Genomic DNA, 15,755 nt, shown 5'->3' on the forward strand with positions numbered 1-15,755 from the left:
GAGAAGCAACCGGTCTTGAAGGAGTAAGCCATGACCGACAATGTCCTTGTGTCACCTGCCGAACTGGTTAGCATGTCGAAGTCTATGGCGGTTGTGCCGATCGACACGCGAGATGCGGCAAGCTACGCCGAAGCACACTTGCCCGGCGCCGTGAACATCCACGAGATTTTTACGTATCTCGCGACATCGACGCGCGAGGGCTTGACCGCCTTGCGTGAGACCTTTACGAGGGCATTCGGCGACGCGGGCCTGTCTGGAGACGAAACCGCTGTCATTTATGAACAGTCCATGGCAACAGGCTTCGGCCAGTCATGCCGCGGCTATGTGCTGTTGCGCTATCTCGGCTATCCAAAGGACAAGATCAAGGTCCTGCACGGCGGCTTTGCCGCCTGGCGCGCGGCAGGCTTGCCAGCCACAACCGAAGTACCTGCCACGTGTACCGCGACGTTTCCAGTCGATCCGGCAGGCAGCGGGATACTTGTGGATCTCACTGCGATGAAAGATGCTGTATCGAGGCCAGACGTGGTCAAGCTTGACGTCCGTGACGTCGACGAGTGGATTGGAGACAGTTCTTCGCCGTACGGCAAGGACTTCTGCCCGCGCAAGGGGCGCATTCCCGGTTCAGTCTGGATCGAGTGGTACCGGATGATGAAGCCCACACCCACGGGGCAGATGTTCAAGTCGCCCAAAGAGATTCTTGCTGAATGCGCCACCGCCGGAATCTCCCGGGACACGCCTGTCATTGTCTTCTGTTTCAAGGGCGCCCGCGCGTCCAACACCTTCCTCGCGTTGGAGGAGGCGGGCATCAGAGACGTCAGGCTGTATTTTGGCTCGTGGAACGAATGGTCGCGTGACCCGCTCCTTCCCATCGAGCAGGGTTTGCCGTACAAGGACGATCGCGTCGTCGCCACGACGTAGGGCCTGATCTTCCGCGAAACCGGCACGCGACGCGGCTCGCACACACGTCGCAGCCATTCCGGCGCTGCCCCGGGAAAGCAACCCGGTCACCACACGCTTGCGCCGATGCACCACCCTCGCATTTGCATCGTCGTGCATCGCCGGCCGCCAGGCTACCTATGCCAGCATAGCGCGATTGCGGGTATTCCTGATGGAGCAGGCGTTCAGCGGCGCATATATTGAGTCAGGTCCCGACACAAGAGCGGGATATGGACAGAGGATAGGGGACGGTGATGAACGACCGATGCGATACCAGGCGCCGCCGCGTGCTGCAATCCCTCATGACAGGAAGCGCAGGTTGTCTGGCATTGGGACTGCCTGGGCTCACGCAAGCCGCGAATGCGGTCACCCTTCCCTTCGAAAACGGACTGCGCGAACTGACAACCGCGTTTCCGCAAAAGGGCGAAATGCTGCTCCTCCGCAGCCGCCCGCCTCTCCTGGAGACGCCATTCCCTGTCTTCGACCAAGGCGTGTTCACGCCGAATGATCGCTTTTTCGTCCGCTGGCACCTCGCAAGCATTCCTACACGCATTGATGCCCGGGCGTTCCGCGTGAAAGTGCGGGGCTCGGTCAACCGTGAACTAGACCTCAGTCTTGACGACCTGTCGAGAAAATTCGAGCGTGTCGAGATCGCTGCCGTGAACCAGTGCGCTGGAAACTCTCGTGGGTATTTCAGGCCCCGTGTAGCGGGAGGTGAATGGGCCAACGGCGCAATGGGCAACGCGATATGGACAGGCGTGCGTCTCAGGGATATTCTCGACCGCACCGGCGTAAAGCCAGGCGCCGTGCAGGTACGCTTCAACGGCCTCGACACGGGCGTCATTGCCGACACGCCCGATTTTGTCAAGACGCTCAGCGTCGATCACGCGCGTGATGGCGAAGTCATGGTCGCCTTTTCCATGAACGGCAAGCCCCTGCCGCTTTTGAACGGCTATCCACTTCGCCTCGTGGTGCCCGGATGGTACTCCACATACTGGATGAAGATGCTCACCGATATCGAGGTCATTGACACCCCAGATAACAACTTCTGGATGGCCAAGGCCTACCAGATACCGGATACTCCACACGCAGACGTATCGCCGGGCCAGGCGAACGTAAAGACGATTCCGATCGGCGCGATGGTACCGAGGTCATTCTTCACGAACCTCGGTGATGGCGCCGTGCTCGACCTGAACCGGACACAGACAGTGCGCGGGATTGCGTTTGGGGGAAATGCCGGCGTGCGGGAGGTCCTTTTTTCGCACGATAACGGGACAACCTGGACGCCTGCGCGACTCGGGCGTGACTTCGGCAAGTACAGCTTCCGCCGATGGGAATCGCAGTTTTCGCCCCGACAAGGCGGCCAGTACGTACTGAAGGTGAAGGCTACCAACACAGACGGCATTGCCCAGCCGGACACGTCAAACTGGAACCCAGGAGGCTACATGCGTAATGTAGTCGAACAGCTCAATGTGTTTGCTGCATGAGGACGACATGAACGCCCAAATGGCTGCTTTCTCAATGGCGGCTCTCATCCTTGCCGTATCAGAGACGGCGGGCGCCACCCCGCCCTCGACTGCCCCCGATCGGCAAACCGTCGATGTGTCACTACCTGCTGGTCGGACTACATTTCCGCCCGCCCCGGGCGCTGAACTGGCCAATGCCCACTGCGTCATCTGTCACTCTCCCGGAATGGTGTTGCGACAACCGCCCTTGTCGTTCGAAGAATGGCAGACCGAGGTGAACAAGATGCGGGCGGTCTATGCTGCGCCGCTCCCTGCCGACAAGATCGAGGAGATAGCGCGGTACCTGTCAGCAATTAACGGGAAGCCGTAGCCGACTTCACACACCGTCGCCGCTATATCAAGCCTAGGGGCGCCTAGGTTAATAGCCCCATCACGCCGCCCAACACTCCGCTTACGCCGTCTGATGACACGCACGCAGGCGATCGGGAGCGTCCGCCGGCCCCGCCTGGAGGCTTCGTCGACAAACAGTCCGGAGAAAGTACCCAACATCCCGCAGCGTGCGAGAGACCTGGCTGGCCCGTTAATGATAAGGGGCTCATCGCCGGTGTAAGAGTGCAACTCTCATGGAACCGCTTGTCTTCGCGATAATTGCCTTCCCGTTGACGACGATCAACCTTCGAGAAGGTCTATTCGAAGAGAGTTTCTGAAGCGGACACTCAAGCTCAGAACTACCCGGTACGCGCAGGTTCAAAAGGTGGCCGTACTGAATCGGAGGCATTGGAATGCTTGCTGCGAGCCGACTCGTGCGCGCACCAGCGGTCCTTCAAAAATTTGCCGCGGTAAAGGGCATAAGCGAACGTGACGGGATTGCGGTACTTACGACCAGAAGGCGATCACGGTAGTAATACGAAACATGAATGCACCGACAGACATTGATATACCGAACGGCCTAAGCAGCGAGGAAGCGGCCAAACGGCTGACGCAATGGGGTGCCAACGAGATATCAGAACCGCCTAATCCATTGCTTCAACGTGTGGCGGCCCGATTCTGGTCACCGATCCCGTGGATGCTGGAGGCGGCGATCCTGCTGCAACTCATCACTGGGGAGAGGATTGAGGCATTCATTATCGGTGCGTTACTTGTGTTCAATGTCGCGCTCGGCCTGTTCCAGGAACAGCGTGCGAAACAGGTAATCGACGTACTGAAGAAGAAACTGACACCCATCGCTTCCGTCCGACGCGATGGCGTGTGGACACAGCTTCCCGCCGCCGCTATCGTTCCCGGCGACGTGGTAGACCTGTCGCTCGGCTGCGTGGTGCCCGCCGATATGCGGATTGTCGCAGGCGCCGTGTCGCTTGATCAGTCCATGCTGACTGGCGAATCGGTACCCGCTGAAGCCAGCATCGGCGCTTCGGCGTATGCGGGTGCACTCGTGCGCCGCGGCAGCGCCATCGGCGAGGTCACAGCGACTGGGTCTAGAACTTATTTTGGCCGGACCGCTGAACTCGTCAAAATCGCTAGCAGCGAAAGCACCGAACAACATACCATCGTCACGGTCGTGCGCAATCTCGCTGTCTTCAACGCGGCTGTCATCACAATGCTCGTCGCCTACGTTCAAGTGACTGGCATGCCGCTGCACCACCTTCTTGCGCTTGTTCTCACCGCGTTGCTCGCGTCCATACCCGTGGCGCTGCCGGCAACATTCACGCTCGGCAGCGCATTGAGCGCGAGGCGGCTCGCTGCCGAAGGTATCCTCCTAACACGCCTGTCTGCCTTGCAAGAGGCTGCTTCCGTTGACGTGTTGTGCGTCGACAAAACGGGTACGCTGACAGCCAATACCATTCGCGTTGCGGCAGTGCGCGCAGTGACACCTGAGATAACGGAGAGCGATGTCCTCGCCTACGCCGCACTTGCCAGCGAGGAGGGTTCGCTCGACGCGGTCGACACGGCAATCCGCCGCGCGAGCGAAGAGAAGCCGTCGCCGTCCTTCGCGAAGGCGGCCGTGACCTCATTCACGCCCTTCGACCCTGCCAGCAGAATTTCACAGGCATGGGTCAACGCCGGTGATGGAAGCGAATTCCAGGTGTTGAAGGGGTCCCCCTCAGCCGTCGCTGCGGTGGCACAGGACGAGCTGGCCACGAGCGCGCAAGCCAGAGCTCTCTCTGCGCAGGGGCAACGCGTGCTTGCCGTCGCGGTTGGCGCAGGTCCGGGGCGGCCACGCATTGTTGGTTTCATCGGGCTTGCCGATCCGCCTCGGCCGGATTCGGCACTGTTACTCGCTCAGGTACGCGCCATGGGCGTTCGGCCAGTGATGGTCACCGGAGATGCCGAGCCGACCGCAGCAGTGGTCGCGGAAGCAGTCGGGCTGGGGCCGCGCATCATGACCTCCGAAAGCCTGCAACGCGACGGCCAGTGGCAAGACGCTGACGTATACGCTGAGGTTTATCCGGAAGACAAATTCCGGCTGGTCAGGACGTTTCAGGATCGCGGGCACGTGGTCGCCATGTGCGGAGACGGCGTCAACGATGCGCCCGCCCTTCGTCAGGCGCAGGCAGGAATCGCAGTGGCGACAGCGACAGACGTCGCGAAAGCGGCCGCTGCGGTTGTCCTGACGAAGCCAGGCTTGAATGGAATCGTCACGACGATTATCGAAGCGCGATGCGCGTTTGAGCGACTCACAACCTACGCACTGAATGCACTCGCCAAAAAATTCCAGCTGGTGCTGTTCCTCGCCGCTGGCGTCCTGATGACCGGCCACGCTATCCTAACGCCACTGCTCATGGCATTGCTGCTCGTGACGGGGGACTTCATTACGATGGCCTTGACAATCGACCGCGTGACGCCCTCCCCCTCTCCGGCGGCATGGGATACGAAATACGTGACACGGCTTGCAGCGCTATATGGCCTCTGCCAGCTGATGTTCGGCACCGGTGTGATCGCGGCAGCGTTTTATGGTTTCCATTTTTCCTTGGACTCGCTGCGTACCCTCGCCTTTGTCACACTGGTGTTCGCCAGCCAGGCGATCGTCTATGTGGCGCGCGAGCGGCATGGCGTTTTGCAATCGCGTCCGGGCGCATGGCTTTTCGTGTCCTCTCTAATCGACATCGCACTTGCGATTGGCCTGGCCACCAGCGGTGTAATGATGGCGCCGCTGCGTCCGTTGGTCATTTCGGCGTTGCTTGTTGCTACGCTCTTTTTTGCTGGTGTGCTGGAGACGGCCAAAGCCGCCATCCTTGCCTTGCTTCGGAGGAAGGGTCACACGACCTTGAACGCCTATGTTCAGACGCATCATGGTTGGAATTGACGGCAGTCAGATCGCTGTTTCGGCACTCGCCGAGGCGATCCGCCTTGCTACGATGGACGGGGCTGCCATTCACGCGGTCAGCGTGGTCGAGAGCGTGCCGGACATCGTTTGGCCCGGCCCCGGGTTCAATGACCCTGCAGCGCACAACCGTACGACGCGAGCAACCGCAAATGCGGCGCTTGCCCGGGCACATGATCTTTTCATCCTGACGAATCTTGCCGGGGAAACATCACTGCTGGATGCCGACGATACCGGGATTGCATCCCAGTTGCAACGTCAGTCCAAAGCATGGGGTGCAGATCTGATGGTGCTTGGAACACATGGCCGCAGTGGTGTCGAGCGCATCCTGCTCGGCAGTACCGCCGAATCATTCTTGCGCAGCGCTGACATTCCGGTGCTCATCGTGCCACTGCGGAACCATGCAGAAAGCTCAAGAGAGGTTAGTGCGGTCGTCTCTCCGCCAGCGGTCTGAGCCAGACGGTACGCGGATTGATTATGTATTCAATCGGTGCCGGTCGGGAGGATAGACATGAAGATCGACTCAGATGCGTTTCGCATCCACGAAGGTGCGGCGGTTGACCTGGGCAAGTGGCCTGCGCGTGTGGCACCCGCATACGGATCGAAGGAGCACTATCACGCCATGCTGGCGGACCACATCAAACAGTTGCGCGCATTGCAAAGCGTCCTGTATGCCGATAACCGCTACGCGGTACTGTTCATACTTCAGGCAATGGATGCGGCAGGAAAAGACGGGGTGATCAAGCACGTCATGTCGGGCGTCAACCCGCAGGGTTGCCGGGTCTTCAGCTTCAAGCATCCGAGCGCGACTGAGCTTCAACACGATTTCCTTTGGCGCACGACTCGCGATCTTCCTGAGCGTGGACAGATCGGGATTTTCAACCGGTCGTACTACGAAGAGGTCTTGATCCTTCGTGTCCATCCGGAGATTCTTCGCGCAGAGGGCCTATCCGGCTCGCCAGGCGCGGGGGCGGCACTCTGGCAGGGCCGTTACCGCTCGATCAATGATCTTGAGAGCCATCTCCATCGCAACGACACGCGCATCGTCAAGTTCTTTCTGCACCTTTCGAAGGAGGAGCAGCGAAAGCGCTTCCTCGCGCGTATCGACGAACCCGACAAGAACTGGAAATTCAGCTCCGCCGATGTCGAAGAGCGAAAGTTCTGGTCGGAGTATATGGCGGCCTATGAGCAATGTCTCGGTGCGACCAGCACAAAAACCGCTCCATGGTATGTCGTGCCTGCCGATGATAAGGAAAATGCCCGGCTCATTGTCTCTCAGATCATTTTGGACACGCTGGAGAAATTGAATCTTCGGTATCCCGAAACCACTTCTCAGCGGCGCAATGAACTTTCCCAGATTCGAGCGACGCTCGACCGGGAGCAATCATAGGTGACGCCCGTCAGTCATGCCCGAGCGAAAACCAGAAAATGCGCGCATCTTCTCTTCGCGAACGAACGCTGACTAGTCTATACGGTTTTGCTCCGCGTAGACCGCATTGAAACCCCTTGCACGATGGACGGACTGCCGGTTGAAATACTCTCAGCGCCGGTTTTTCGCGTGAGGGATAGACGTTGAGACAAGGAATCGAACAAAACTGAGACCGGCGCGGCGTGCGTAGCCAGTCGACGTTGATGGAGTACCCCTCAGCGTGCATCGACATGACAGCGGAGCTATCCGCGCACCTGAGGATTTCGTGGGACGGTACTTTCTGGCGGCACTTGTTGTGATGGTGTTCAGTCCAAGGCTAACGATGTTTAACTGCATCGCTGTGCAAACCCCTCCTTCTAGAAGCCGTGTGGCTCCGCGTTTGATCCAGAACCTGGTGCGCTGCAACAGCTCGTCGCGGGGTTCTGGTCGCACGCGGCGCCGGCCTGTATGTCACCGAGGGATTTCAGCAGCTATTCTAGATACGGCCGCTTTAGTATTCTACGCAGCGCGCACATGACGCCACGCACTGAAAGGAAAGAACGAATGACTTCGACCCCTGCATTTTCCGTCCGAGCCTTAGCATGCCTTGTCAGCCTAGGTGTCTTGACGTACGGCACGCATGGACTTGCGTCCCATCAGCATTTTCATTTCGCCTATCTGACGCTCACGGCGCTCGGAGTAATTGCCGGTGCGGTCTTCACTAGTACGTGGTCACTTAAGGCATAAGCGGGTCATAGCAAGACCGGCAACTATGCCGGGATCCAACATCCCTTCCTTTCGCGAACGCTAGGATCGCAGTCGTCGCAACTGCGCGACACGGCGCTCACCGTCGTTTCGCCCGATGCCGGCGGCGTAAGGCGCGCAGAGGATTTTCGCGCGCGGCTTTCGCTGCTGCCTGATCGCCCGGTGGAAGCGGCGTTCGCCGCGAAGCTGCGCGCCGGCGGCATCCTCACGGGAAAGCCGGTCGTCGGCGACCTGGCAGTTTTGGTAGTTTCCGTTCGCCCTGCGGCACATGTGATTTGTCTGACGGCAGCCGCTTCCACGTTTGGTGTCGGTCACGTTCTAGGCGTCTCTATTTAACGAAAATCACCACGCGGAGGAGTTACGACGGCAGCGTCGATAAACCATATGGAGAGAAGAATGCCGTGAAACCGGTGACGCGCCCATGGCCTTCTCGAACTCTCGTGGGCGGTTGTTTTTTAGCGGCAGAAGAATTCGTCGCCAAGCCGCCAATGGTCAAGATCATCTAGCAGCTGTAGTCGACGTCCATGCAGTTGTTCAACAAATTCGTTTGCCTGAGCCAGCATCCGGTACCGTACCGCAAGCGGACCACCAGGTTCGAACAGGGCGTGAACAGGCGCAGAGACCGCCTGCGGAGCGGTTTAGCGCAAACGGTTTTTTCGTTACCGACCGCGGAGTGATCTCAATCGGCCTGGTGATGCGCTTGTAGCCGCGATCACAAACGAAAAAACGCTCTGCATTATGGGAATGGGTCGATCGTATGACGAACAGATCCATTTAAGCAGGATTCCTAAGCAAACAATCAACAACGGCGATCATAGTTACCGGCGGTTTCCGGCTCGGCTCACTCTCCTTCTGGAATGGGCGAACTGGCTGTTCCGTGAAGGAACCGTGCCAGCCGCCGCTCGGCGTCGACGACCTTGTGCAGCGGCGCAACGGCGAGTTGCGAGTCGTGTAGCGCCAGCAGCTTTTCAAAAACCGGTAGCGCGTCGTCCGCGAGCAGCCATTCGCCCGATTCATGCGCAAGCGTGAGCGCGGCTTCGACCGCATATTCGGCGAGCTTGTACAGTTCAAGCGGCTCGTCGCCGTATCCCGCCTGCTGGAGAAACCACGCGACGTACACGGTTCGCATCAGCTCATTGAACAGGTAGTTGTTCCCGTGACCACGCCTGCATGTCGCAAGCGCGAGGTGACAGGACAGCGACTGTTCCCGCGCGGACGCCACGTCCATGGGTAACAGCATTGTTTTCGAGAGGGGTCGTCTGGGCCGGCTCACGCTGCCCGGACCTCGCTTTGAACTCATGTAATGTCGTCAACGGCCACGTCTGATCGGTGGCCTTATTGTAGCCAGGGCCGGTCGTCCGGCGCTGTGTCAGCGGCGTGGCCGGTCCGGTACACGGCACATCCCAGGCCACGACAATGCCTGCTCGCCGGCTGCATACGCAACTCGGGTTCGATTATTTGCGGGGTGCTACGGACCGTCCTCCCTGTGCGGATCGTCGTGCCATCCAACCGTCTCAACCACGAGGAACCGGTTGAAACGGTGGCAACGCCGCCCGCAAACCAACGAGCCGACGCGCTGGCGGTTACCGTCCGTTCACTGAGTCCTTGAACGCCTTACCCGCGGTGAACTTCACCGTCTTTGCCGCAGCGATCTGGATTTCTTCGCCGGTGGCCGGATTGCGGCCAACGCGCGCCGCGCGGGCCCCGGTCGAAAACGAGCCGAAGCCGACCAGCTGCACCGTGCCGCCCTTCGTCACTTCAGCGGTGATCGCCGCAATGAAAGCGTCGATCGCTTCGCCCGTTGCAGCCTTGCTTTCGCCCGTCTTCGCCGCGATCGCGTCGATCAGTTCCTGCTTCGTCATCGTTATTCCTTCCTTGAGATGGGAGACGTCGCCACCCTACCCGATCGGGACGTCTTCACGCAACCGGGGAGCAGTCGCGCTATCGCGTCCAGGCGGGGCAGCCGAACGCGTAGCGTGTCGGTCTGTCGAGCGTGTACGCATGGTTCCCAAGCTCACGGGACGCGTAGTTTCGTCGGTGGAACGCGGTTTCGGCGGTACAAATTCCGCTCACTAAAGCAAAGTTGTGCCTATCGTGGTGCGTCGTGAAATTCCCCGCACAGGCTCACTGGTAAAGGATCCGGTGGCAATTTCCATTGCAAGTAAAGTTGTGTCTATCGAGGCCTGGCCCTGCAAGTAAAGTTGTGTCGCGATGCACACTTCGAAAGGATTTCGCAACAAAATAGACAGCAGAACGCTTGCGAAGCGATCACGACGTGCAAATCAGACGCCCCGCCTTCTTCCAACCGTGGGAGAAAGTCGCATGCGAAGGAAGGCCGCCCGGATAGACACAACTTTACTTGCAATCTAGACACAACTTTACTTGCGTGAGCGTGCATGAACGGCGGTGGACGAGAAATGAAACCGTGCTATTGCGATAAGTATTCTGATGTCAATAGCACGATTTCGTGGCACAACTTGATCGCTGCGAATTGCAGTGTGCTTTTTGGACTACTACGTACTATTTCTCCGCTGCGCCCCCTACCTGTCAACGTAATCGCCACAAGTTTTCACGGCGTAAGAACATACCATTATCGAGTCCGAGATCGGCATGCCCGACTGCGCCTTAACTTCTTTTCTTCGTGGTCGTCTGGATACCAACACGGCTCCGCGCGAAACGCCGACTTGCTTCGAATCACAGATGAAGTTTAAGTAGCTATCCTTGACGCCAGCTCTTGACGGTTAGGCGCTCCACTGCGGCGAGGTAGTGCGCTTGCGAAGCATCAACTTCGTCCCTCTGCTCCGTGGTCAAAGTATCGAAGAACTGCTCGGCGACCACCGAACCGATTGCGTGAATCGCATCATGTCGCGTCAGTCCTCCTTTCGTCAGGCGATGCACGGCTCGGACCACCGGTTCGAGATTCACCGCAATCTGGTTTTCGACGACGGTGTGCAACGCGGCATGCGCGGTGACATTCGGAAGTTTGACTTGTGCCGCGCGATGCCAGGATTCAACAAGATCAATGCGCTCCTGTTCGTCCAGTTCGAGCCATGAACCAGGCTCGGGCGCGCTCTGGGGGTTGTATGCTTCCATGCTGCAAGCCCTTTGGTGACTGACCTCTACTATATGGTAGCGTTGCCGGCGCGGCTTGGATCACGTCGCGGCCCGGCAATTGGGATTTCGACCTTGATTGTGGCTCTCTTCGACCCAAGGAGCTGACCCATCATCAAACGCCCACATGCCCTCGTCTATGATTAAAATATTCAGCGTATCAACGATCGCATGGAGGCCTACTTTATGAGTCAAGCCCGCGGGCGATATGCGGGATCCCGGGACAACGGCCAACGCCAACCTCGCCACGTAAATAAATCCCCATCCAACCGGCAGGGACAACCTTATGTGAAGGCGCCTCCTCGAGACGCCGCCCAGACTGCCTCCATTTTCAAAACACGGTCATTTCAGTTTCTGGTCGAGACGGTAGGCGCAGAGAATATCGCGATAGCCCTTGAATCGAACATGACGCGCGTGGGCGAACTGATGAAGGGCGAGCGGTTCACACCCGAGACCGCCTTTCACATGGAAACCACGCTTGGGTTGCCGCATGGTTTTTTTGACAACCCCAATCCTGGCCTTGCCTCCGAGACCATCGCTCGCCTGAAGTCCCCACTCGACTTCATTCAGACTGACGACGGACCAGACGTAGAGTCTGAAGCACTTAACTCGGCTTCTGCCTTGAACGTCGATCAGCAACCGTTACTTAAAGATAGTGTGTCCGAGGAAGCGCAAATGCCGAGGAAAACAACAGGCGGGTCGCCCAGAGCCGTCAAGAATAATCGAAGCGAAATGACCGGACAGTCTGAACCTCATGCGCCGCTCAACACTTCGCCTTCGAAAAACAAGACGTCTCCCAAGACGCCCCAACAGCGACCTTTGGCATTAAGCGACAGCGCCGAGGTGGAGAACATCCGACGCGCTAACCTCCACGTTCTCACGAGCCGCAACGGATCGAAAGTAAGACTTGGCGTGGTCATGGAGATGAGTGGATTCAACATAGCCGATCGGCTACATGGCAAGAAACGCATGGACAGTGTCGAAGCAAACCGGTTCACGGAGAGGCTGGGATTGCCAACTGGCTGGCTGGATACGCCGCGCTCCGAAGCTGAGATTCCAGAGTCGGTGTCGTGTATGCTGACGCCCGCTTCGCGCGGTCGCGTATCCGCTCAACAACAGGAGCCACTTGCGGCCGCAACAGATGCTAACGTGCCAGGAAAGCTCGCCAATGCGAAGGCGCGCACGGGGCAAGTTTGGGCGGACGCCCTGGGCGATCCGGAAAGCCCCTCACCTGTTTCGGCCGATGTCGCAGCAGAGAATGAGGCGATCGTCGCCAGCCCGCAGGATCATGCAAGTGATTTCCCCGACAACCTCGCCGGTCGCTCACTGGAACAAAGTGATGGCGAGAGCCCGGTGGTCACACCGGCAACCCCTGAGTCGCTTCCTACCTCCCCCACACCGCAGCAAAACCCGGTACCGCTGCCCTTCGCTTCCGTGACCAGCCTGGACAATCTTCATGGTATTGAACCGATAGCAGAAGCATTGATCAAGACGCTGGCAGGTAAGGCACGCACGGGTCGATTGGACGAATTGAAAGCGCTCGAGCTTTTGCGGCAAGCGGTCCTGTTGTGAGTCGGTGGTAGCGTGTCAGGCCCCTCGTGTCATGATGCATAAACCGCATCGAGGTGGCTTGCGCCTGGTGTGCGAAAAATCGCCTCGTTTCGGGTCGACGATCGACGACCGGTCTCGCCGCGTGCCTCGGGCACGACCGCTTCGACGTCTGTCTATCTGTCTGTCTGTCGGGGCCAACCAATGTGAATCCGGTTGATGTCAAAGTACACAGATCGAAATGATGCCGTGGGATTGGGTGACCGCCCGAACCAGGCAGACTCGCTGCGCGCTACGGGCAGGCCAACACAGCGGCCCGCCTGCAGCGCATACAGGCTCGGCACGCTTGGCGACCATGCCCCGCGCGGCCTTGGATGGGCCTGCCGGAAAAGAACGATTTCCCTGAAAACACACAAACGCAATATCCGCAGATTCCCTCAATCCGTTGCGTGTGAGAGGACTTCCGCGATCGCCCGGGCAGTGATTGCAAGGTTTCTCTCATTCAGAGCAGCGACGCACATGCGACCGGACCGGATCAGATAGACGCCGTGCCGCTCGCGGAGCACGTCAACCTGGCCGGCTAACAGCCCCGTGTACGTGAACATCCCGCGTTGCTCGAGATATCGTGCGAGCATCGTGTCCGGTACATTGCCCCGCAGGCAGTCATGGATCTCGGCACGCATACGCATGATGCGCCGGCACATCGAAGTAAGCTCATCTTCCCACGATTGCCGCAGCTCCGGTGTCGTGAGCACTCGCGCGACGATCTTCGCGCCGTGCGTCGGCGGGTTGCTATAGTTCGCACGCACCGCGCTCGTCAGTTGACCCAATACCCGAGCGGCCACATCCGGCGACTCGCAGATCACCGACAGACCGCCGCAGCGCTCGCCATACAGCGAGAAGTTCTTCGAGAACGAGTTGGCCACGAAGGCCGGCACGTTCTGGTGCACGAGTTCGCGAATCGCGAATGCGTCCGCCTCGATACCCGCGCCGAAGCCCTGATAGGCCATGTCGATAAACGGCAGCAGGTCACGTTTCTTGAGAATCTCGATCAACTGTACCCACTGCGCGTCGTTCAGGTCCACACCGGTCGGATTGTGACAGCACGCATGCAATAGCACGACGCTGCGTGCAGGCAACGCGTCGATGGCCGTGAGCATCGCTTCGAATTTCAGGCCGCCGCTGGCCTCGTCATAGTACGGATAGGTGCTGACGGTGAACCCGGCGCGCTCGAAAATGAAACGGTGGTTTTCCCACGTCGGATCGCTCACCCAGACCTGTGAGTCCGGAAAGTAGCGCTTGATGAAATCTGCGCCAATCTTGAGCGCCCCCGAGCCGCCCAGCGTCTGCACGGTCGCGATGCGGCCATCGACACGCGCCGGCGAGTCGTCGCCGAACACCAGCGACTGCACGGCGTCGCGATACTGCGCGAAGCCCGCCATGGGCAGGTATGGCTTCGGGCCGAGTTCCGCGAGCAATTGTCCTTCGGCCTCGCGCACGGCTTGCATGACGGGCAAGCGGCCTTCGTCATCGTAGTAGATGCCGATGCTCAGGTTGACCTTGTTGTCGCGCAGATCCTTCGCGAAGTTCTCATTCAACGTGAGGATCGGGTCGCCGGGATAGGCATCGATGTGTTCGAACATGACAGTTCCTGGGGAAGCCAAAGCGAAAAAGCAGTGGATGATCGAGCGAGCCTGATCGGCTCGCATCAATCAGATGTGATGGCGGGAAAGCTCGTTGGCGCCGTCCCGCAGCCAGTAGCGCGGCTAGCGAATCGACACGCCGGCCGGTACCGAGGCGCCCGCGCGACGGTTGCTCAGCCGATAGCCTACGCCCAGCACGACGAGCCAGACCGGGATCAGGTAGACGGAAATGCGCAGGTCCGGAATCAGGCACATCACTACCAGAATGCCGCCGAGGAATGCGAGACACAGGTAGTTTGTGAGCGGATAGCCGAAGCTGCGGAACAGGGTCGTGTCGCCGGCGCGTGCCTTCGCACGGCGGAATTGCAGATGGATGATGCTGATCATTGCCCAGTTGATGATGAGCGCGGAGACGACGAGGCCCATGAGGAGCTCGAATGCCTTGCCGGGCATCAGGTAGTTGATGACCACGCACGCTGCCGTCGCGAGCGCGGAGACACCGAGTGCGACGAGCGGAATGCCCCGGGCATTGACCTTCAGTAGCGCACGCGGCGCGTTACCCTGGCCCGCAAGGCCGTAGAGCATGCGGCTGTTGCAGTACACGCCGCTGTTGTAGACCGACAGCGCGGCCGTGAGCACCACGGCATTGAGCACATTAGCCACGAAGTTGCTGTTCATCGCGTGAAAGATCAGCACGAACGGACTGCCTCCCGCGACGACCTTTTCCCACGGATACAGCGAAAGCAGCACGCCGAGTGCGCCGACGTAGAAGATGAGAATGCGGTAAATCACCTGGTTGGTCGCGCGCGGGATGGTACGTGACGGATCATCCGCCTCGGCGGCGGTGATGCCGACGAGTTCGAGTCCGCCGAATGAGAACATGATGACGGCCATGGCCATCACGAGACCCGAAACGCCGTTGGGGAAGAAACCGCCGTGACGCCAGAGGTTGGCCACGCTCGCCTCAGGCCCGGCGTGGCCCGAGACCAGCAGATAGCCGCCGAAGCCGATCATGCCGACAATGGCTACGACCTTGACGATCGAAAACCAGAATTCCAGTTCGCCGTACGACTTCACGCTGGTCAGGTTGATCGCGTTGATCACGCAGAAGCACACGAGCGCGGAGACCCACGTCGGCAGACCCGGCCACCAGTACTGCATGTAGATACCGACCGCCGACAACTCCGCCATCGACACGAGAATGTACAGCACCCAATAGTTCCAGCCCGACAGGAAGCCCGCGTATTGCCCGCAGTACTTGCCCGCGAAATAACTGAAGGAGCCGGCGACCGGCTCGTCGACCACCATTTCGCCAAGCTGCCGCATGATGAAAAAGGCGACGATGCCGGCAATCGCGTATCCGAGCAATACCGATGGCCCCGCCGACTTGATGGTTTGGGCGACGCCGAGAAACAGCCCTGTCCCGATCGCGCCGCCGAGTGCGATCAACTGAATGTGACGATTCTTCAGGCCGCGCTTGAGCGTGCCCTGTCCCTGGTGTGCCACGATGTCTTCTCCTGTGTCCTGCGGTTGATTCCGGACGCCACGCCTCGCTT

Annotated in this window: 13 protein-coding genes; 7 read left to right on the plus strand and 6 right to left on the minus strand. The window is 59.3% G+C overall.

All coding sequences use genetic code 11. From position 1 onward, the window contains the following. Positions 1-30: 30 nt before the first annotated feature. From H1204_RS45915 to H1204_RS45940, 6 genes are all read left to right on the plus strand, one after another. Positions 31-918, plus strand: a complete 888-nt coding sequence (locus H1204_RS45915; protein WP_180735564.1) for a sulfurtransferase — start codon at positions 31-33, stop codon at positions 916-918. 320 nt (positions 919-1,238) lie between these two features. Beyond that, entirely contained in the window at positions 1,239-2,423 is a 1,185-nt protein-coding gene (locus H1204_RS45920) for a molybdopterin-dependent oxidoreductase (RefSeq protein ID WP_243469120.1), read from the plus strand. A gap of 7 nt (positions 2,424-2,430) precedes the next feature. Continuing rightward, a complete protein-coding gene (locus tag H1204_RS45925; RefSeq protein WP_180735565.1) occupies positions 2,431-2,772 on the plus strand; it encodes a cytochrome c in 342 nt (113 codons plus the stop codon). Positions 2,773-3,315: 543 nt separating this feature from the next. Then, the gene (locus H1204_RS45930) at positions 3,316-5,706 is read left to right on the plus strand and encodes an HAD-IC family P-type ATPase (RefSeq protein ID WP_180735566.1); all 2,391 of its coding nucleotides are present in this window, start codon (positions 3,316-3,318) and stop codon (positions 5,704-5,706) included. Further along, entirely contained in the window at positions 5,678-6,178 is a 501-nt protein-coding gene (locus tag H1204_RS45935; RefSeq protein ID WP_180735567.1) for a universal stress protein, read from the plus strand. Before H1204_RS45930 ends, H1204_RS45935 begins: the two co-directional genes overlap by 29 nt. 57 nt (positions 6,179-6,235) lie before the next feature. After that, positions 6,236-7,114 (plus strand): ADP-polyphosphate phosphotransferase, encoded by an 879-nt coding sequence (locus tag H1204_RS45940; protein ID WP_180735568.1) that lies wholly within the window; start codon positions 6,236-6,238, stop codon positions 7,112-7,114. A gap of 825 nt (positions 7,115-7,939) precedes the next feature. On the opposite strand, the gene H1204_RS45945 is transcribed toward H1204_RS45940, so the two are convergent. The 4 genes from H1204_RS45945 to H1204_RS45960 all read right to left on the minus strand — a co-directional run bounded on the left by H1204_RS45945 (position 7,940) and on the right by H1204_RS45960 (position 10,990). Further along, on the minus strand, positions 7,940-8,212 hold the full coding sequence (locus tag H1204_RS45945; protein WP_180735569.1) for a hypothetical protein: 273 nt from the start codon (positions 8,210-8,212) through the stop codon (positions 7,940-7,942). Positions 8,213-8,738: 526 nt separating this feature from the next. Continuing rightward, the gene (locus H1204_RS45950; RefSeq protein ID WP_086915789.1) at positions 8,739-9,125 is read right to left on the minus strand and encodes a hypothetical protein; all 387 of its coding nucleotides are present in this window, start codon (positions 9,123-9,125) and stop codon (positions 8,739-8,741) included. Positions 9,126-9,480: 355 nt separating this feature from the next. Next, the gene (locus tag H1204_RS45955) at positions 9,481-9,759 is read right to left on the minus strand and encodes an HU family DNA-binding protein (protein ID WP_180735570.1); all 279 of its coding nucleotides are present in this window, start codon (positions 9,757-9,759) and stop codon (positions 9,481-9,483) included. Between the two features lie 853 nt (positions 9,760-10,612). Next, complete coding sequence (locus H1204_RS45960; RefSeq protein WP_180735571.1) at positions 10,613-10,990, minus strand: DUF1841 family protein; 378 nt, start codon at positions 10,988-10,990, stop codon at positions 10,613-10,615. A 204-nt stretch (positions 10,991-11,194) separates the two neighbouring features. Here H1204_RS45960 and H1204_RS45965 point away from each other — a divergent pair, with 204 nt between their 5' ends. Further along, positions 11,195-12,580, plus strand: coding sequence for a hypothetical protein (locus H1204_RS45965; protein WP_180735572.1), 1,386 nt, complete (start codon positions 11,195-11,197; stop codon positions 12,578-12,580). A gap of 413 nt (positions 12,581-12,993) precedes the next feature. On the opposite strand, the gene H1204_RS45970 is transcribed toward H1204_RS45965, so the two are convergent. Further along, positions 12,994-14,199, minus strand: a complete 1,206-nt coding sequence (locus H1204_RS45970) for an amino acid aminotransferase (RefSeq protein ID WP_180735573.1) — start codon at positions 14,197-14,199, stop codon at positions 12,994-12,996. 123 nt (positions 14,200-14,322) lie between these two features. Next, positions 14,323-15,708 (minus strand): amino acid permease, encoded by a 1,386-nt coding sequence (locus H1204_RS45975; protein WP_180736345.1) that lies wholly within the window; start codon positions 15,706-15,708, stop codon positions 14,323-14,325. Positions 15,709-15,755 lie beyond the last annotated feature (47 nt).

The sequence above is a fragment of the Paraburkholderia sp. PGU19 genome, from assembly GCF_013426915.1.
In the GTDB taxonomy this organism is placed as follows: Bacteria; Pseudomonadota; Gammaproteobacteria; order Burkholderiales; family Burkholderiaceae; genus Paraburkholderia.